Source organism: Streptomyces sp. NPDC017940 (assembly GCF_044328435.1).
GTDB lineage: Bacteria > Actinomycetota > Actinomycetes > Streptomycetales > Streptomycetaceae > Streptomyces.
This window is the reverse complement of record NZ_JBIRHJ010000009.1, coordinates 322624-341411: the sequence shown is the minus strand read 5'-3', so window position 1 is coordinate 341411 and position 18788 is coordinate 322624. Positions and strand designations below refer to the sequence as shown.

17 protein-coding genes are annotated in these 18788 nt (G+C 70.9%); 2 read left to right on the top strand and 15 right to left on the bottom strand.

What is annotated here, in order from left to right; genetic code table 11:
• The first annotated feature begins 25 nt into the window (after positions 1-25).
• A complete protein-coding gene (locus ACH4DX_RS30095) occupies positions 26-853 on the top strand; it encodes a peptidylprolyl isomerase (RefSeq protein WP_398157440.1) in 828 nt (275 codons plus the stop codon).
• A 133-nt stretch (positions 854-986) separates the two neighbouring features.
• Positions 987-2216, top strand: coding sequence for a DUF349 domain-containing protein (locus tag ACH4DX_RS30090; RefSeq protein WP_398157439.1), 1230 nt, complete (start codon positions 987-989; stop codon positions 2214-2216).
• 101 nt (positions 2217-2317) lie between these two features.
• Here the strand turns inward: ACH4DX_RS30090 and ACH4DX_RS30085 are convergent, their stop codons facing one another.
• The 15 genes from ACH4DX_RS30085 to pgsA form a co-directional block, all read right to left on the bottom strand.
• The gene (locus ACH4DX_RS30085; protein ID WP_398121792.1) at positions 2318-4966 is read right to left on the bottom strand and encodes a RelA/SpoT family protein; all 2649 of its coding nucleotides are present in this window, start codon (positions 4964-4966) and stop codon (positions 2318-2320) included.
• A 218-nt stretch (positions 4967-5184) separates the two neighbouring features.
• Positions 5185-5733, bottom strand: a complete 549-nt coding sequence (locus ACH4DX_RS30080) for an adenine phosphoribosyltransferase (protein WP_398121791.1) — start codon at positions 5731-5733, stop codon at positions 5185-5187.
• Positions 5730-6860, bottom strand: a complete 1131-nt coding sequence (gene secF / locus ACH4DX_RS30075; protein ID WP_398157438.1) for a protein translocase subunit SecF — start codon at positions 6858-6860, stop codon at positions 5730-5732. The genes ACH4DX_RS30080 and secF overlap by 4 nt, the downstream gene beginning before the upstream one ends.
• Before the next feature lies 1 nt (position 6861).
• Positions 6862-8667: a protein translocase subunit SecD gene (secD, locus tag ACH4DX_RS30070; RefSeq protein WP_398157437.1), complete on the bottom strand. Its 1806-nt coding sequence runs from the start codon at positions 8665-8667 to the stop codon at positions 6862-6864.
• Positions 8668-8851: 184 nt separating this feature from the next.
• Complete coding sequence (gene yajC, locus ACH4DX_RS30065) at positions 8852-9346, bottom strand: preprotein translocase subunit YajC (RefSeq protein WP_398121788.1); 495 nt, start codon at positions 9344-9346, stop codon at positions 8852-8854.
• A 177-nt stretch (positions 9347-9523) separates the two neighbouring features.
• Positions 9524-10663 carry a Holliday junction branch migration DNA helicase RuvB gene (gene ruvB / locus ACH4DX_RS30060; RefSeq protein ID WP_398157436.1) on the bottom strand — a complete coding sequence of 380 codons (1140 nt, stop codon included), beginning with the start codon at positions 10661-10663 and terminating at the stop codon, positions 9524-9526.
• A 97-nt stretch (positions 10664-10760) separates the two neighbouring features.
• Positions 10761-11372 (bottom strand): Holliday junction branch migration protein RuvA, encoded by a 612-nt coding sequence (ruvA, locus tag ACH4DX_RS30055; RefSeq protein ID WP_398121786.1) that lies wholly within the window; start codon positions 11370-11372, stop codon positions 10761-10763.
• Positions 11369-11926: a crossover junction endodeoxyribonuclease RuvC gene (gene ruvC, locus ACH4DX_RS30050; protein WP_398157435.1), complete on the bottom strand. Its 558-nt coding sequence runs from the start codon at positions 11924-11926 to the stop codon at positions 11369-11371. The genes ruvA and ruvC overlap by 4 nt, the downstream gene beginning before the upstream one ends.
• 167 nt (positions 11927-12093) lie before the next feature.
• Complete coding sequence (locus tag ACH4DX_RS30045) at positions 12094-12846, bottom strand: YebC/PmpR family DNA-binding transcriptional regulator (protein ID WP_398121784.1); 753 nt, start codon at positions 12844-12846, stop codon at positions 12094-12096.
• A gap of 48 nt (positions 12847-12894) precedes the next feature.
• The gene (gene pdxT, locus ACH4DX_RS30040) at positions 12895-13503 is read right to left on the bottom strand and encodes a pyridoxal 5'-phosphate synthase glutaminase subunit PdxT (RefSeq protein ID WP_398157434.1); all 609 of its coding nucleotides are present in this window, start codon (positions 13501-13503) and stop codon (positions 12895-12897) included.
• A 3-nt stretch (positions 13504-13506) separates the two neighbouring features.
• Positions 13507-14430 carry a pyridoxal 5'-phosphate synthase lyase subunit PdxS gene (pdxS, locus tag ACH4DX_RS30035; protein WP_398121782.1) on the bottom strand — a complete coding sequence of 308 codons (924 nt, stop codon included), beginning with the start codon at positions 14428-14430 and terminating at the stop codon, positions 13507-13509.
• 174 nt (positions 14431-14604) lie between these two features.
• Positions 14605-15150 carry a hypothetical protein gene (locus ACH4DX_RS30030; RefSeq protein WP_398121781.1) on the bottom strand — a complete coding sequence of 182 codons (546 nt, stop codon included), beginning with the start codon at positions 15148-15150 and terminating at the stop codon, positions 14605-14607.
• 588 nt (positions 15151-15738) lie between these two features.
• Positions 15739-16905 carry a glycosyltransferase family 4 protein gene (locus ACH4DX_RS30025; RefSeq protein WP_398121780.1) on the bottom strand — a complete coding sequence of 389 codons (1167 nt, stop codon included), beginning with the start codon at positions 16903-16905 and terminating at the stop codon, positions 15739-15741.
• Complete coding sequence (locus ACH4DX_RS30020) at positions 16902-17990, bottom strand: phosphatidylinositol mannoside acyltransferase (protein WP_398157433.1); 1089 nt, start codon at positions 17988-17990, stop codon at positions 16902-16904. Before ACH4DX_RS30020 ends, ACH4DX_RS30025 begins: the two co-directional genes overlap by 4 nt.
• Positions 17987-18715 carry a phosphatidylinositol phosphate synthase gene (pgsA, locus tag ACH4DX_RS30015; protein ID WP_398121779.1) on the bottom strand — a complete coding sequence of 243 codons (729 nt, stop codon included), beginning with the start codon at positions 18713-18715 and terminating at the stop codon, positions 17987-17989. The genes ACH4DX_RS30020 and pgsA overlap by 4 nt, the downstream gene beginning before the upstream one ends.
• Between the last annotated feature and the right edge of the window lie 73 nt (positions 18716-18788).

The following is an 18788-nucleotide window of genomic DNA, read 5'->3' as shown; positions in this document are numbered from 1 at the left end:
GACGAGACGCACGAGGAGTCCCCCGGTGGTCAGCCAGGAACAGCGGCGCAAGCAGCTCGCGCGGGAGAAGTTCTTGCGGCAGCAGGAGCGGCGGGAGGCCGCTCAGCGCCGCCGGCGGATGCGCAACGCGGTGATCGCGGGTGCGCTCGCGGTGGTCGTGGCGGGCGGAGCGGTCTCGTACGCCGCCGGCGCCTTCGACGACGGCGGCTCGACGAAGGACGACGCGGCGCCCGAGGCGACGCCGAGCAAGCCCGAGGACCCCTGCCGGAAGGCGGCACCGGGCAAGGTCAAGCCGATGAGCTTCAAGAAGGAGCCGGCGCTCACCGTCGACAAGTCGGCTTCGTACGCGATGAAGCTGAGCACCACGTGCGGCGACATCGGCATCGACCTGGACGCGGCCAAGGCCCCGCGCACCGTCAACTCGTTCGACTTCCTGGTCGGCAAGGGCTACCTGGACCACACCACGTGCCACCGGCTCACCGCGGGCAACGTCAACGTCTTGCAGTGCGGCGACCCCAAGGGCACCGGCGAGGGCGACCCCGGGTACTCCCTTCCGGACGAGAACCTCAAGGACGAGCGGCTGCGCGGCGGCGTCTACCCCGCGGGCACGGTCGCCATGGCCAACCGGTACAACGCGCAGAAGAAGCAGGGCCGTGACACCGGCGGCAGCCAGTTCTTCCTCGTCTACCAGGACAGCAAGCTGCCGCCCGACTACACGCCGTTCGGAACGGTCTCCGACGACGGCATGAAGGTGCTGAAGAAGATCGCCGCCGCGGGTGAGAGCAGTGGGCAGGGCGACGGCACCCCGAACGCGACGGTCGTCATCGACAAGGCCACCGTCCGCAGGTCCTGACCGCCCGCGGGTGAAGTTCGCCCGCGCTGGATGCGGACAGCATCCCCGCCGGTCGCCTATGTTGGCGGTGACGAAACTGTGGACGATGCCGGGGGCCCGTGGCCCTGCGCAGGCATCATGTGGAGGAGGCGCTGTGAGCAGCGACCCGTGGGGCCGCGTCGACGAGACGGGGACCGTGTACGTGCGTACGGCCGACGGCGAGCGAGTGGTCGGTTCGTGGCAGGCAGGATCTCCGGACGAGGCCCTGGCCTATTTCGAGCGCAAGTACGACGGTCTGGTCGTCGAGATCGGACTTCTCGAGCGCCGGGTGAAGACGACCGATCTGTCGGCGAAGGACGCGACGACCGCCATCGACCACCTGCGCCAGCAGGTCGACGAGGCGCACGCCGTCGGCGACCTCGACGCCCTCGGCAAGCGGCTGGACAAGCTGGTGGAGACCGTCGAGGCGCGCCGTGAGGAGCGCAAGGCCCAGAAGGCCAAGCAGTCGGACGAGGCACGGCACTCCAAGGAGGCCCTGGTCGCCGAGGCCGAGGAGCTGGCGCAGAGCGAGCAGTGGCGTGCGGCCGGCGAGCGGCTGCGGGCCCTGGTGGACACCTGGAAGGGCCTGCCGCGCCTGGACCGGAAGTCCGACGACGAGCTCTGGCACCGCTTCTCGCACGCCCGCTCGGCGTTCTCCAAGCGCCGCAAGGCCCACTTCGCCTCGCTCGACGCGCAGCGCGAGGACGCCCGCAAGGCCAAGGAGAAGCTGGTCGCCGAGGCCGAGGGGCTCTCGGGCTCGACGGACTGGGGCCCCACGGCCGCGCGGTACCGCGAGCTGATGTCCGACTGGAAGGCCGCGGGCCGTGCCCAGCGCGAGCACGAGGACGACCTGTGGAACCGCTTCCGCGGTGCCCAGGACGTCTTCTTCGCCGCCCGCAGCGCGGTGTTCGCGGAGCGCGACGCCGAGCAGTCGGAGAACCTGAAGCTGAAGGAGGAGCTGGCCGAGGAGGCCGAGAAGCTCGTCCCGGTGACGGATCTGAAGGCGGCCCGCGCGGCCTTCAGGACCCTCAACGAGCGCTGGGAGGCCATCGGTCACGTCCCGCGTGACGCCCGCCCGAAGGTCGAGGGCCGGATGCACGCGGTGGAGCGGGCGCTCCAGGAGTCCGAGGAGGCCGAGTGGCGCCGGACGAACCCGGAGGCACGGGCTCGCGCCGAGGGCCTCACGGGCCAGCTCCAGGCCGCCGTCGACAAGCTCCGGGGCCAGATCGAGGCGGCGCGCGCCGCGGGCAACAACTCCAAGGCGGACAAGCTCCAGAGGGAGCTCGACGGCCGTCAGGCGCTTCTGGACCAGGCTCTCAAGGGCCTGCACGAGTTCGGCGGCTAGCAGCCGACAGGGCCACCTGCTGAGGGGCTTGCGTACGGTGCGTACGCAAGCCCCTCAGTTCGTGCGGTGCGGGCCACGCCGGCTCCGGCTCCGCGGGTGGGTCAGGGCCGTCGCGCCGACGTCACCCGGTACACGTCGTACACGCCCTCCACTCCCCTGACCGCCTTGAGCACGTGCCCCAGGTGCTTGGGGTCGCCCATCTCGAAGGTGAAGCGGGAGGTGGCGACGCGGTCGCGGGAGGTCTGCACGGCCGCCGAGAGGATGTTCACGTGCTGGTCCGAGAGGATGCGCGTGACGTCCGACAGGAGCCGCGAGCGGTCGAGGGCCTCCACCTGTATGGCGACGAGGAACACCGAGGACTGCGTGGGCGCCCACTCCACCTCGAGGATGCGCTCGGGCTCACGGGACAGCGAGTCCACGTTCACACAGTCGCTGCGGTGCACCGACACACCGCTGCCGCGCGTGACGAAGCCGATGATGGGGTCGCCGGGCACCGGCGTACAGCAGCGTGCGAGCTTGACCCACACGTCCTCCACGCCCTTGACGACGACTCCGGGGTCGGCGCTCGAACGGCGCTTGGAGCGGCTGCGCGAGGGCGGTGTGCTCTCGGCGATGTCCTCGTTGGCGGCCTCCTCGCCGCCGAGCGCCTGGACGAGCTTCTGCACGACGGACTGCGCGGTGACGTGGCCCTCGCCGATCGCCGCGTACAGCGAGGAGATGTCGGGGTAGCGCATCTCGTGGGCGAGGGTGACGAGGGAGTCGCCGGTGAGGATGCGCTGGATCGGCAGGTTCTGCTTGCGCATGGCGCGCGCGATGGCGTCCTTGCCCTGCTCGATGGCCTCCTCGCGGCGCTCCTTGGAGAACCAGGCACGGATCTTGTTGCGCGCCCGCGGCGACTTGACGAAGCCGAGCCAGTCGCGGGAGGGACCCGCGCCCGCGGCCTTGGAGGTGAAGACCTCCACGAGATCGCCGTTGTCCAGGGTCGATTCGAGCGGTACGAGCCTGCCGTTGACCCGGGCCCCTATGGTGCGGTGGCCGACCTCGGTGTGCACCGCGTACGAGAAGTCGACCGGGGTCGCGCCCGCGGGCAGTGCGATGACGTCGCCCTTGGGGGTGAAGACGAAGACCTCGTTGCGCGACAGGTCGAAGCGCAGCGACTCCAGGAACTCGCTGGGGTCCTCGGTCTCCTTCTGCCAGTCGAGGAGCTGGCGCAGCCACGCCATGTCGTTGAGGTGGTCGTCCTTGCCACCGGACTTCCTCGGCACGTCGGTGCGCACCTTGGAGGCGCCGGCGACGGCCTCCTGCTTGTACTTCCAGTGCGCGGCGATGCCGTACTCGGCGCGGCGGTGCATGTCGAACGTGCGGATCTGCAATTCGACGGGCTTGCCGTTGGGGCCGATGACCGTCGTGTGGAGCGACTGGTACATGTTGAACTTCGGCATCGCGATGTAGTCCTTGAACCGGCCGGGGACCGGGTTCCAGCGCGCGTGGACGGTGCCGAGGGCCGCGTAGCAGTCGCGGACGGTGTCCACGAGGACGCGGATGCCCACCAGGTCGTAGATCTCCGCGAAGTCACGGCCGCGGACGATCATCTTCTGGTAGACGCTGTAGTAGTGCTTCGGCCGTCCCGTGACGGTGGCCTTGATGCGGGCGGCGCGCAGGTCGGCCTGGACCTCGTCGGTCACTATGGCCAGATACTCGTCGCGCTTGGGCGCGCGCTCGGCGACGAGCCGCACGATCTCGTCGTACATCTTGGGGTAGAGGATCGCGAAGGCGAGGTCCTCCAGCTCCCACTTGATGGTGTTCATGCCCAGGCGGTGCGCCAGCGGAGCGTAGATCTCCAGGGTCTCGCGGGCCTTCTTCTCCTGCTTCTCGCGCTTGAGGTAGCGCATCGTGCGCATGTTGTGCAGGCGGTCGGCGAGCTTGATGACCAGGACGCGGGGGTCCTTGGCCATGGCGACGACCATCTTGCGCACGGTCTCGGCCTGCGCGGCCTCGCCGAACTTGACCTTGTCCAGCTTGGTGACGCCGTCGACGAGCAGGGCCACCTGGTCACCGAAGTCGCGGCGCAGGGTGTCCAGGCCGTACTCGGTGTCCTCGACGGTGTCGTGGAGGAGGCCCGCCATCAGGGTCGCGGGGTCCATGCCGAGCTCGGCGAGGATCGTGGTCACGGCGAGCGGGTGCGTGATGTACGGGTCGCCGCTCTTGCGCTTCTGGCCGCGGTGCCAGCGCTCGGCGACCTGGTAGGCCCGCTCGATCTGGCGGAGGGTGGCGGTCTCGATCTTCGCGTCGTTGCTGCGCACTATGCGGAGCAGCGGCTCCAGGACCGGGTTGTACGGGTTGGAGCGCTGGACGCCGAGGCGGGCGAGGCGGGCCCGTACCCGGTTCGATGAGCCGGAGCGCTCCGGCTTGCCGGTGGCGGGTGGCTTCGCGGGAGTCGCGCGCACCGGAGGGGTCTGGCGGACCGGCGGCGCCGGGTGGGCCGGTGGCGTGGTCCTGGCGGGACCGGCGGGCGGTGCGGCCCGGGTCGCCTCCGCGGGGGGTGCGGCCGGGCCCTGCGCGGACGGCCGGGGCTCGGTTCCGGGCGCGGGGCGGGGCTCCTCGGTCGACCGCGCCGCCTGCTCGCCCTGCGCGGACGTCCCGCCGGGCGCGCCCGGCGCCTTCTCCGCGGGCGCGGGGGCGGGCGCCGCGGCCCGCTCGGCCTGCTGGGCGGACTTGGCGGTGGCAAGTGGCTGGGACTCGTCTGGCAAGAGCGCTCCCTGTGCGCGATCGGGTCCTCGGTCAGGCCCCGAAGTGTCCATGGTATCGATCCTGGGTCGATGGCTCGCCCTCGGCCGGTGGGACGCCTCCGTACTGGAGAAACACCGGAGGCGGGTGCCGGATTCCGCCGGACCCGCCTCCGCGTGCTGCCGGGGGGCGGGGCGCCGCCCGCGCGACGCCCCTCCCGTCCCACCGTCCCGTGTGCTTGTCAGACCGTGAGCAGCGCCTCCAGAGGGGCACCGTCCAGGGCGGGAACCAGCCGCTGTCTGCCGCCGAGGAAGCCGAGCTCCATCAGTACGGCGACACCGGCCACCTCGGCCCCGGCGCGGCGGATCAGCCGCAGCGAGGCCTCCGCGGTGCCGCCGGTGGCCAGGACGTCGTCGATGACCATGACACGGTCACCGGCGGCCAGGTCCTCGGCGTGCACCTCGATCTCGGCGCTGCCGTACTCCAGGTCGTAGGCCTGGCTGAGGGTCGCTCCGGGGAGCTTGCCCGCCTTGCGTACGGGGATGAAGCCGAGCCCGGCGCGCACGGCGACCGGGGCCGCCAGGATGAAGCCCCGCGCCTCCAGACCGACGACCTTCGTGGCCCCCGAGCGCACGCTGATCCCCGCGAGCGCCTCGGTCAGCGCCGTGAACGCCACCGGGTCCGCGAGCAGCGGCGTGATGTCCTTGAACATCACACCGGGCTCGGGGTAGTCCGGTACGTCACGGATGCGGCTGCGCAGGAGCGCGCTGGGGTCGGCGAGCTCGGTCATCGGCGCTTCCCCGACGGGCGGCCGCGGCCGCGGTTACGGGTGGGCTGGGAACGCGGACCCGAGCGGGGTCCGACCACGGCGGGCGCCGCGTCCCCGGACTCCTCGTCCAGGCCGTCGTCGCCCGCGAACTCCGGGGTCTCGGCGGACTCGCCCTTGGCGGCGGCCGCCCTGCGCTTGGCGAGCACCCGCTTCTTGAGCGCCTTCATCTGCGGCTCGGTCTCCTTGAAATCGGCGACCAGCGGGGTCGCGATGAAGATCGAGGAGTACGCGCCCGCGGCGAGGCCGACGAACAGCGAGAGCGAGATGTCGTTCAGCATGCCCGCGCCGAGGAAGCCGCCGCCGATGAACAGCAGCCCCGCGACCGGCAACAGCGCCACGACCGTGGTGTTGATGGACCGCACCAGGGTGCTGTTGATCGAGCGGTTGGCGACCTCGCTGTAGGTGAAGCGGGTCTGCTTGGCGAGGTCCTTCGACTGCTCCTTGAGGCTGTCGAAGACCACGACCGTGTCGTACAGCGAATAGCCGAGGATGGTCAGCAGACCGATCACCGTGCCCGGTGTGACCTCGAAGCCGACCAGGGCGTACACACCCACGGTGATGGTGATGTCGTGGATGAGGGCGATCAGGGCCGCGAGCGCCATCCGCCACTCGAAGGCGATCGCCAGATAGATCACCACCAGGACCATGAAGATCGCCAGGCCCTGCCAGGCCTTGTTGGCGATCTGCTCACCCCAGCTCGGACCCACCAGGTCGGCGTTGATGTCGTCGGCCTTTATGTCGAGCTCCTTGGCGAGCTCGGCCTTGATGCGGTCGGACTTGGCGGTGTCCACGCCGGCGATCTGGATGCGCAGGGTGTCGTTGCCGAGCTTCTGCACGATCGCGTCGTGCCCGGAGGCCTCCTCGGCGATCTCGTCGGCCTTGGAGACGGACACGCTGGTCTTCGGCGTGTTGAAGACGGCGCCGCCCTCGAACTCGATGCCCATGTTCAGGCCGCGCACCGCCAGGCCGACGATGGCCGTGATGGTGATCAGGATCGAGATGCCGTACCAGATCTTGCGCTTGCCGACGAAGTCGTAGCCGACCTCGCCGCGGTAGAGCTTGGCGCCGAGATCTCCCAGTTTCGACATCTCACGCCTCCTTCGGGGTGGTCGAGTCGACGGGGAGGGTCGGTCCGCTGGGGCGCGATCGGCGCAGCGGCGGCTTGGCGCCGAGACGCTTCGGGTCGAGGCCGGACCACTTGCCGCCGCCCGCGAAGAACTTCTTGCGAGCCATGATCGTCATCAGTGGCTTGGTGAAGAAGAACACCACCACGACGTCGAGGAGCGTCGTCAGACCGAGCGTGAACGCGAAGCCCTGGACCTTGCCGACCGTGACGATGAACAGCACCGCGGCGGCGAGGAACGACACGAAGTCGGAGACCAGGATGGTGCGCCGCGCCCGCGGCCAGGCGCGCTCGACGGCGGGCCGCAGCGTACGGCCCTCGCGGACCTCGTCCCTTATGCGCTCGAAGTAGACGATGAACGAGTCGGCGGTGATACCGATGGCGACGATGGCGCCACAGACCGCGGGCAGGTTCAGCGCGAACTTAATCGTCGGGCCGAGCAGCGTCATGATCGTGTACGTCAGCGCCGCGGAGACGAAGAGGGAGGCGATGGCGATGAGCGCGAGACCGCGGTAGTACGCCACCAGGTAGATGATGACGAGCGCGAGGCCGATGGCACCGGCGATCATGCCGGCCCGCAGCTGCTCGCCGCCCAGGGCCGCGCTGACCGTGGTGACGCTCTGCTCCTTGAAGGTCAGCGGGAGCGCGCCGTACGACAGGATGTTGGCCAGGTCCTTGGCCTCGTCCTGGGAGAAGCTGCCGGAGATCTCGGCGTCGCCGGTGGTCAGCGCCTGGCTGACGTACGGGGCGGAGACGACCTCGCCGTCCATGACGATGCCGAACTCGTTCTGCGGCGGCTGCTTGCTGGCGAGCTTGCCGGTGATGTCCGCGAACTGCTTCGTGCCCGTCTTGGAGAAGTTCATCGTGACCTTCCAGCCAGCGGCACCCTGGGTGTCGTAGACGGCCTTGGCGTCATCGACCTCCTTGCCGTTGACCTCGGAGGGTCCGAGGATGAACTTGTCCCAGCCGTTCTTGTTCTCACCGCAGGCCACGACCGGGTCGGAGGGCTTGACGCCCTCCTTGACCTTCGCGCGGGCCTTCTTGTCGGTGCAGTCGAGCTTGGCGAACTGCTCCTGGAGCTGCGCCGTGGGGTCGCCGGAGGGAGGGGGCGACGGGTCCTTCTTGCCGTCGTCCTTCTTGTCCTTGGCCGGGTCGTCCTTGGCGTCGGGCGTGGGGGTGGCGTCGGCCTTCAGGGCGTCGGTGACGGAGCGGCCCTGGGTCGTCGGCGTCCCACTCGGCGAGGTCGCCTCCTCCTTGGGCTCGTCGCCTGCCTTGGGCTTGTCGCCGTCCTTGGACTTGTCGCCGCCTGACTTGTCCTTGCCGGAGTCCGACGGCTTGGGCGCCGGCTTGTCGGCGGCGCCGGTGCTCGGCTGCTGGGCCAGGACGGGCCGGAAGTAGAGCTGTGCGGTCGTGCCGACCTGCTCACGCGCCTGTTTGGCGTTGGTGCCCTTGGGAATGTTGACGATGATGTTCCGGTCGCCCTGGGTCTGCACCTCGGCTTCGGAGACACCCAGACCGTTGACACGGTTGTTGATGATGTCAACGGCCGTGTTCAGGTTGGTCTGGTTGATCGCGTTCTTCTGGCCCGGCTCGTTCTTCGCCTCGAGCGTGATGCTCGTACCACCGGCGAGGTCGATGCCGAGACGGGGCGTCGTGTGCCCGGAGAGGAACATCCCTCCGGTGAGCGCCACCAGGGCGATCATGATCAGGACCAGGGTGCGGCCCGGTTTCCCCTGGGCGGCCTGCTTGCGGCCCTTCTTGGGTGCTGCCACCTTCTCGTTCTCCCTGTCCAACCGTCCGGCCTCAGGGGTGCCTCCCCATCACCTGCGCTGAGCGGAGGCCTGTGTGGAGGGGACCCGGGCGGGCGGCCATGAAGTTGTGTCGAGACGCGGCGCGAAATCACCTGGGCGGGGGTGGTGGTGCGCGAGCGGGCGCACGCCGGTCCCCCGGCCGTGACTACTTCGCGCCGGACTCGCCGTCGGTCTTCTTCGGCTCTGCGTCGGCGGCCTCGGGGGCCTCGACGGCCGCGTCCTTCTTGCCGAGGTCCTTGCCGAGGTCGATGCGCGAGTCGTCCGAAGAGTCCGGGGCGTCGGCGCGGTGACCGGTCTCGGTGAGGGAGGAGGCGTCGTCCGGGACCACCGGGGCGTCGTCGGGGGCCGACTCGTCCTCCGCACCGTGCACGATGCGGTTGTACTCGTCGTCGTCGAGGACGGCGCCGATGGAGTTCTTCGCGTACACCGCGTGGACGCCGGGGGCCACCTCGAGGAGGACCGCGTCGTCGTGGACCTCCTTGACGGTGGCGTACATGCCTCCGATCGTGCGGATGCCGGTGCCAGGCGTCATGTCACTGCGCATCTGGGCAGCCGCCTGCTGCTTCTTCTTGGCGGACCGGGTCATCAGGAACATGGCCCCGATGAGCACGATGAAGGGGAGGAGGGTCACGATATTCACGGGACGGAGTTTCCTTCGCACGACCGCGTAAGGGGGCGGCCTGATGGATGGGGGTGGGCGGCGCCGCCCACAAGGGCGGCATCGGCGGAGTCTAAGCGAGTCCGCGCCTTACGAACAACGCTCAGCATGGCACCGCAGTTCCTGACGGGGCGACTCCCCGCGCCGCCGCGCGCCACGTCACGACCCGAACAAGTCCTGTTGTCCAGTTCCCGCTCCCTGCCGGGGCGGTGCGAGACCCAGATGGGCCCACGCCGCGGGCGTCGCGACCCGCCCCCTGGGGGTGCGGGCGAGCAGCCCCTCCCTGACGAGGAAGGGCTCGGCGACCTCCTCGACCGTCTCACGCTCCTCCCCCACCGCGACAGCGAGGGTCGAAAGGCCGACGGGCCCGCCGCCGAACAGCTTCAGGAGGGCTTCGAGCACGGCACGGTCCAGGCGGTCGAGCCCCCTGCCGTCGACCTCGTAGACCCTCAGGGCCGCGCCCGCGATCTCGCGGTTGATCACGCCGTCCGCCTTGACCTGCGCGTAGTCGCGCACGCGGCGCAGCAGGCGGTTGGCGATACGGGGCGTGCCGCGGGACCGGCCCGCGATCTCGGCGGCGCCCTCGGCGTCGATGCCCACGTCGAGCAGGAGCGCGGAGCGGTGCACCACGCGTTCCAGCTCGGCCGGTTCGTAGAACTCCATGTGCGCCGTGAAGCCGAAGCGGTCGCGCAGCGGCGGCGGCAGCAGACCCGCGCGCGTGGTGGCGCCGACGAGGGTGAACGGGGGCAGTTCGAGCGGGATGGCGGTGGCGCCGGGGCCCTTGCCGACGATGACGTCGACCCTGAAGTCCTCCATGGCCATGTACAGCATCTCCTCGGCGGGCCGCGACATGCGGTGGATCTCGTCGAGGAAGAGGACCTCGCCCTCCTGGAGGGAGGACAGGATCGCGGCGAGATCACCCGCGTGCTGGATGGCGGGACCGCTGGTGATGCGGATGGGGGCGCCCATCTCGGCGGCGATGATCATCGAGAGGGTGGTCTTGCCGAGGCCGGGGGCGCCGGAGAGCAGCACGTGGTCGGCGGTGGCGCCGCGCGCGCGGGCGGCGCGCAGGACCAGGTCGAGCTGCTCCCTGACCTTCTCCTGGCCGATGAACTCCCCCAGGTCCTTGGGGCGCAGGGCGGCCTCGACCGCTTGGTCCTCGCCGTCGGCGGCGGCGCCCACGAGCCGCTCCGCCTCCTGCCCGCCGGGCCGGTCCGCTCCGGCCCCGCCGAGCCGCTCGGCCGCGTCGGCCGCGGCCTGTCCCGATGCGGCCTCGTCGGTCGTGTCGTCCCAGTTCATGCGGTGTGTGCCTCGCGTCCGTACGGGGGTCTGCGGTCTGTCGTCAGGGAACGCCCTGCCGTGCCGGGGTCGGCGGCGGGCGCTTGTGCCGTGGGGCTCAGCGCGTGCGGTTCAGGGTCTGGAGCGCGGCCTTCAGGAGCTGCCCCACCTGGGGGGTGCCCTCGGCGGCCTCGGCCTGCGGGGTCACTGCGGCGACGGCTTCGTCGGCCTCGCGCGTCGCGTACCCGAGGCCGATCAGGGCGGCGTGCAGCTGGTCGCGCCAGCCCGCGGTGACGGCCGTCCCGATGGCGGGGCCGCCGGTGCCGAGGGGCTCGCCGAGGCGGTCCTTGTACTCGAGGAGGAGCTTCTGGGCGCCCTTCTTGCCGATGCCGGGCACGGCGGTGAGCGCCTTCTCGTCGCCGGTGGCGACCGCGCGGCGCAGGGCGTCCGGGCTGTGCACGGCGAGCATGGCCTGGGCCAGGCGCGGGCCGACGCCGCTCGCGGTCTGGAGCAGCTCGAAGGTCTGGCGCTCGTCGTCGTCCGCGAAGCCGTACAGCGTCAGGCTGTCCTCCCGTACGACCAGGGAGGTGGCGAGCTTGGCCTGCTGGCCGACGCGGAGCGTGGAGAGGGTGTTCGGCGTGCACTGGACGGCCATGCCGACGCCGCCGACCTCGACCACCGCGGTGTCCGGCGCGAGTGCGGCGACGGGGCCGCTGACAAAGGCGATCATGCGGTACGGCCTTTCGATGCGTGCTGGGCCACGGCCTGCTCCAGGCGGTTCTTGGCCACCGCCTGCTGGAGTCGGCTCTGCGCGGGGGCCCGCCAGATGTGGGAGATGGCGAGGGCGAGGGCGTCGGCGGCGTCCGCCGGCTTGGGCGGTGCGTCCAGGCGGAGCAGGCGGGTGACCATCGCGCCGACCTGGGCCTTGTCCGCGCGGCCGCTGCCGGTGACGGCGGCCTTGACCTCGCTCGGGGTGTGCAGGGCGACGGGGATGCCGCGGCGGGACGCGCACAGCATGGCGACGGCGCTCGCCTGGGCGGTGCCCATCACCGTGCGCACGTTGTGCTGGCTGAACACGCGCTCCACCGCGAGGACCTCGGGCCTGTGCTCGTCGAGCCACTGCTCGATGCCCTGCTCGATGGCGACGAGGCGGTGGCCCAGCTCGGCGTCGGCCGGGGTGCGCACGACCCCTACGCCGCGCATGGTCAGGGGGCGTCCCGCGACGCCGTCGACGACCCCCACACCGCACCGGGTCAGCCCCGGGTCGACCCCCAGCACGCGCACGTGACCCCTCCCATCGCCTGTCCGTGCAGGTTATCGGGTCCCTCTGACAACGCGATGGGCCGACGGGGTGTGTCCCGTCGGCCCATGCGCGTCCCCCAGGGGCGCGGGGAGCTGCCCGAGCGACCGCGGGTGGCCCGCGGCGGCGTCGCGGAGGCCCCGCGGAGCGCCTACGCGTCGACCTTGGCCATGACGTCGTCGGACACGTCGAAGTTGGCGAAGACGTTCTGCACGTCGTCGCTGTCCTCCAGGGCGTCGATGAGCTTGAAGATCTTCCGGGCGCCCTCCTCGTCCAGCTCGACCTGCATGGTCGGGACGAAGTTGGCGTCGGCCGAGTCGTAGTCGATGCCGGCCTCCTGGAGCGCGGTGCGCACCGCGACCAGGTCGGTGGCCTCGCTCAGCACCTCGAAGGACTCACCGAGGTCGTTGACCTCTTCGGCACCGGCGTCCAGGACGGCGCCGAGGACGTCGTCCTCACCCAGCTCGCCCTTGGGGACGATCACGACGCCCTTGCGGTGGAAGAGGTAGGACACGGAGCCGGGGTCGGCCATGGAGCCGCCGTTGCGGGTCATCGCGACGCGCACGTCGGAGGCCGCGCGGTTGCGGTTGTCGGTCAGACACTCGATGAGCACCGCGACGCCGTTCGGGCCGTAGCCCTCGTACATGATCGTCTCGTAGTCGGCGCCACCGGCTTCGAGGCCGGCGCCGCGCTTGACCGCGGAGTCGATGTTCTTGTTCGGGACCGAGCTCTTCTTGGCCTTCTGGATGGCGTCGAAGAGCGTCGGGTTGCCCTCGACGTCCGCTCCGCCGGTCCGCGCCGCGACCTCGATGTTCTTGATCAGCTTCGCGAAGAGCTTGCCGCGCTTGGCGTCGATCACGGCCTTCTTGTGCTTCGTCGTAGCCCATTTAGAGTGGCCGGACATCTGCCTGTCTCCTTCGCGTAACCCACCTCAGTACGAACGCCAGAGATCCTACAAGGATCGCGCCGCCTGCTTCGCCCGGACCATGTCCACGAACAGTGCGTGCACCCTGTGGTCCCCCGTCAGCTCGGGGTGGAAGGACGTGGCGAGCACATCGCCCTGGCGTACGGCGACGATGTGCCCCTCGTGCTCGGCGAGCACGTCGACGGCGGCGCCGACCGACTCCACCCAGGGGGCGCGGATGAAGACGCCCTCCACGGGGTCGCCCTCGATGCCCTGGACGTCCACCGTCGACTCGAAGGACTCGTTCTGCCGCCCGAAGGCGTTGCGGCGCACGATCATGTCGATGCCGCCGATCGTCTCCTGCCCCGAGCGGGGGTCGAGGATCTTGTCGGCGAGCAGGATCATGCCCGCGCAGGTGCCGTACACCGGCAGTCCCGCGCGCACGCGCGCGCGAAGCGGTTCGAGCAGGCCGAAGAGCACCGCGAGCTTGGAGATGGTGGTCGACTCGCCGCCCGGTACGACGAGGCCGTCGATCTCGGCGAGCTCCTCGGGGCGCCGCACCGGCCTGGCCACGGCGTCCGCCGCGGCCAGGGCGACGAGGTGCTCCCGCACGTCGCCCTGGAGTGCAAGGACGCCGACCACGGGGGTGTCGTTCACGGGTTACCAGCCGCGGTTCGCGTAGCGCTCGGCCTCGGGCAGGGTGTCGCAGTTGATGCCGACCATGGCCTCGCCCAGGTTGCGGGAGGCGTCCGCGACGATCTTGGGGTCGTCGTAGAAGGTGGTGGCCTTCACGATGGCGGCGGCGCGCTTGGCCGGGTCGCCGGACTTGAAGATGCCGGAGCCCACGAACACGCCCTCGGCGCCGAGCTGGCGCATCAGGGCGGCGTCGGCGGGGGTGGCGACGCCACCGGCGGAGAACAGGACCACGGGCAGCCTGCCGAGCTCGGAGACCTCCTTGACGAGCTCGTAGGGGGCGCGCAGGTCCTTGGCCGCGGCGTACAGCTCGTTGTTGTCGAAGCCGCGCAGCCTGGCGATCTCGTTCTTGATCTGGCGCAGGTGGCGGACGGCCTCGACGACGTTGCCGGTGCCGGCCTCGCCCTTGGAGCGGATCATCGCGGCGCCCTCGGCGATGCGGCGCAGGGCCTCGCCCAGGTTGGTGGCGCCGCAGACGAACGGCGTGGTGAAGGCGAACTTGTCGGAGTGGTTGACCTCGTCGGCCGGGGTCAGGACCTCCGACTCGTCGATGTAGTCGACGCCGAGGGACTGAAGGACCTGGGCCTCCACGAAGTGGCCGATCCGCGACTTGGCCATCACGGGGATGGAGACGGCCTCGATGATGCCCTCGATCATGTCCGGGTCGGACATCCGGGCCACACCGCCGTCCTTGCGGATGTCGGCGGGAACCCGCTCCAGGGCCATGACGGCGACGGCTCCGGCGTCCTCGGCGATCTTCGCCTGCTCCGGCGTCACGACGTCCATGATCACGCCGCCCTTGAGCTGTTCGGCCATGCCGCGCTTCACGCGGGCGGTGCCGACGGCGGTGTCCTCGGCGGTCTTGGGGGTGCTGGGGGGCGTGCTGGACACGGGGTGACCTCACTCGGTGACGAAGGCTGGGGCCGCGGGAACCGGGACCGGGACGAACGGGAGGACATCCCGCGTTCGGCTGCCGTGGTGTTTCCGCAGTACTGAGGAAACGTTCCGGGACCAGGCCACAGCAAGGGCCAATGGTGAGGCTGTGGATCGTTTTGCCGCCGCCCGCTACGTTCCGGGGCGGTCCGCGAGGGCCGCGGGGGCCACGTCGTCCATCTCGAAGGCCATCGGGAACGGCGCGTGTCCTGCGAGCCGGAACCAGCGGACCTTGCGGTGGCGGCGCAGGGCGCGGGCCGCGCGCACGGCGTCGTTGTGGAAGCGGCGGGCCATCGGGACCCGGCGCACCGCCTGGCCCAGTTCGTCGGCGGCCTCTTCGCCGCCCGGGGCCTCCCTGACCGCCTCGACCTGTGCCGTCTCCTCGAAGACGGCACGCAGCGCCTGGCTCAGCTCGCTCTCGGCGACCTCGCGGTGCTCCTCCTCCGCCTGCCGGGCCGCGTGCGCCGCCTCGTACAGGACGATGGACGCGGCCGGGTCGAGCATGCCGGAGGTGGCCAGTTCCTGGGTGACGGAGGCGCGGCGCAGCAGTTGCGCGTCGAGGGCGGCGCGGGCCGCGTCGATGCGGGCGTGCAGGCGGTCCAGGCGGCCCGCGGTCCAGCTCAGGTAGAGGCCGATCGCGAGGAGTGCGGTGGCTGTCCAGATCAACGTGGGGGTCACCCCCGCACCGTATCTGGCGGGGGCGCCTTGGGCGGTTCGGGTCTGTTGGCCCCTGGCCCTGCTGCCCCTCTGGCCCTCGGCCCCTGCCCCCCCCGGGCCTGTGTGCCCCCCCGGGCCTGTGTGCCCCCCTCGACCCGTCGCCCCTCCGGCCCCCTCGGGTCCCGTTTGTCGGCCTTCGGCCTCGTCCTCAATCGCCGGACGGGCTTTTGTCGCCCTCCGGGCTCGTCCTCAAACGCCGGACGGGCTATTGGGTGGCCCTCCGGGCTCGTCGTCGAACGCCCGACAGGTTGTTGGGTGGCTCTCGGGCTCGTCGTCGAACGGTGGACGGGTTTTCGTCGGCCTTCGGCCTCGTCCTCAAACGCCGGACGGGCTGTTGGGTGGCCCTTCGGGCTCGTCGTCGAACGCCCGACAGATTGTTGGGTGGCCCCCCTGGCTCGTCGTCGAACGCCCGACAGATTGTTGGGTGGCTCTCGGGCTCGTCGTCGAACGGTGGACGCTACTGGCGGTCCCGGGCGGCGGGCTGTTGGGGGGCTCGAGCCCGGGTCGGGGGCTATGTCCCGTCGGGTTCCGTCTCAGGTTGTCGTCGGGCTACAGCCTGTCCTTGGCCAGGCCGAAGCGGGCGCGCAGGCCCGTGCGTTCGTCTGCGGCCACCGCTGCCGCGCCGTCGGTCACGGTCTCGTAGACGGAGAGGATGTCCGCGCCCACCGTCGCCCAGTCGAAGCGGCGTACGTGCTTGCTGCCGCGTTCTCGGAGTTCGGTGCGGCGGTCGGGGTCGCTCAGGAGTCGTACGGCCGCCCCGGCCAGGGAGTCCGCGTCCTCGTTGGCGAACAGGTCGCCCGCCGCGCCCTGGTCGAGGACCTGCGCGAAGGCGTCGAGGTCGCTGGCGAGCACGGGAGCGCCCGCGGACATCGCCTCGACCAGGATGATCCCGAAGCTCTCGCCACCGGTGTTCGGGGCGACGTAGACGTCGACGCTGCGCAGCAGCCGCGCCTTGTCCTCGTCGCTGACCATGCCGAGGAACTCCACCCGGGAGCGCAGCTCGGCGGGCAGGGAGGCGACGGCCTCCTCCTCGTCGCCGCGCCCCGCCACCAGGAGTCGGGCCCCGGGCCGCTCCTCGAAGATCCGCGGGAGGGCGCGCATCAGGACGGGCAGGCCCTTGCGGGGCTCGTCGATCCGCCCGATGAAGCCGATCGTCTCCCCCTGCCACTCGGCCTTGGGCTCGGCACGGGCGAAGAAGTCGACGTCGACGCCGTTCGGGATGACCACGGCGTCGCCGCCGAGGTGCTCCACGAGGGTGCGGCGCGCGTACTCGCTGACCGCGATCCGCGCGCTGATCTTCTCCAGGGCGGGCTGGAGGATCGGATACGCCGCGATCATGGCCCGTGAGCGCGGATTGGAGGTGTGGAACGTGGCGACGATCGGCCCCTGCGCCGCCCAGCACGTGAGCAGACCGAGCGACGGCGACGTCGGCTCGTGGATGTGGACCACGTCGAAGGTGCCGTCGTGCAGCCAGCGCCGGACGCGCGCGGCCGAGATGAATCCGAAGTTCAGCCGTGCCACCGAGCCGTTGTACGGAACGGGAACGGCCCGCCCCGCCGACACCACGTACGGCGGCAGGGGGGTCTCGTCGTCGGCCGGGGCGAGTACGGAGACCTCGTGCCCGAGGCGGATGAGGTGCTCCGCCAGATCACGGATGTGGAACTGGACGCCGCCCGGAACGTCCCACGAGTAGGGGCAGACGATGCCTACCTTCACGGTGTCCCCTCGGCCGTCGTCTCCGAGGACGACGATGCGGGCGGCGTCGCCTTCGGAGAGGCGGTCTCCGTAACGGGTGCCTTCGGAGGGGCGGTGTCCGTAACAGGTGCCTTCGGAGAGGCGGTCTCCGTAACAGGTGCCTTCGTAGGAGGCGCCTTCGCGACGGCCGCCCTCGTAGCGCGTGCCTTCGACGGGTCCAGGTCGGCCAGCCACAGGCGCTGGAGCATGTGCCAGTCCTCGGGGTGGTCGGCGATGCCCGTGGCGAAGGCGTCGGCGAGTGCCTGGGTCATGGCGGCCGTCTTCTCCGCGCGCGTTCCCGTCTCCGGCACCTCGACCGGCGGGTGCACGCGACCCCGCATGACCGGCGAATCGTCGTACCAGAGCGTCACGGGCAGCAGCAGCGCACCGGTCTGCTGGGCGAGCGCGGCGGGGCCGGCGGGCATGCTCGCGGTCTCGCCGAAGAACTTCACCTCGACGCCCGACGTCGAAAGATCACGGTCGGCGACCAGGCAGACGAGGCCACCGGCGCGCAGCCGGCGGGCCAGCGTCCCGAAGGCCGAGCCGCCGGTGTGCGGCAGGACCTCCATGCCGAGGCCGCTGCGGTAGGCGACGAAACGGTCGTACAGCGACTCGGGCTTCTGCCGCTCCTGCACGGTCGTGAACGGGATCTCCAGCTTCGTGGTCAGCCACGCCCCCGCCAGGTCCCAGTTGCCCAGGTGCGGGAGCGCGAGGACGACGCCCTTGCCCGCCGCCAGGCCGTCGGTCAGGTAGTGCAGGTCCTGGCCGGAGAAGCCGCCGCGGATGCGGTCCTTGCTCCAGGCCGGGAGCCGGAAGGACTCCATCCAGTACCGCATGTACGAGCGCATGCCCGCCCTGGAGAGCTCGGCCAGGCGCGCGGGGCTCGCGTCGGGCACCACGCGCGCGTAGTTCGCCTCCAGGCGCAGCACACCCTTGCCCCGGCGCTTCCACGCCAGGTCGGCGATGGTGCGGCCGAGGCGCACGGCGGCGGGTTCGGGCAGCTTCTTGAGCGTGCTCCAGGCGACGCCGTACAGCGCGTCCGTGAGCTTGTCCGTGGCGGCGCTCATGAAGCCGTCTCGCTCTGCTGGGGCGCCTCCCGCGCGTCCTCCTGGTCCGCTTCCGCGGACTCCCTGCGCACGGTCACCACCCGCTGGACGAGCGTGACGAGGCTGCCGACGGCGACGATCCACAGCGCGACGGGCAGCAGCACGTCGATGCCGGGCACGCCGAACTTGTGCAGCCCGGCGAAGCCCGCGGCGACCAGCGAGATCACCAGGCGCTCGGCACGCTCCACCAGACCGTTGACGGCCACGGGCAGGCCGATGGCCTCGCCGCGCGCCTTCGTGTACGACACGACCTGACCGCTGGCCAGGCAGAAGAGCGTCACCGCGCACAGCACGTTGTCGTCGCCGCGGCCCGCGTACCAGAGCGCGAAGCCGCCGAAGATCGCGCCGTCGGCCACCCGGTCCAGGGTCGAGTCGAGGAACGCGCCCCACCGGCTCGAGCGGCCGAGCTGGCGCGCCATGTTGCCGTCGACCAGGTCCGAGAACACGAACAGGGTGATGACGACCGTGCCCCAGAAGAACTCTCCCCGGGGATAGAAGACCAGCGCTCCCGCGACCACACCGGCCGTACCGATGAACGTGACCGTGTCGGGGCTGACCCCGCGGCGGATGAGAAACGCGGCGAACGGTGTGAGGACACGCGTGAAGAATGCACGCGCGTACTTGTTCAGCATGGCCTTCCCGAGGGTCGGTGCCCTGGCGGCCCCGTTGGCCACCGGCTGGCCCATCGTAGTCACGCTCGCGACGCCCCGGCTCGCCCCCTCACGATCGCGTACGACGTATGGACGCACCGTGACACGG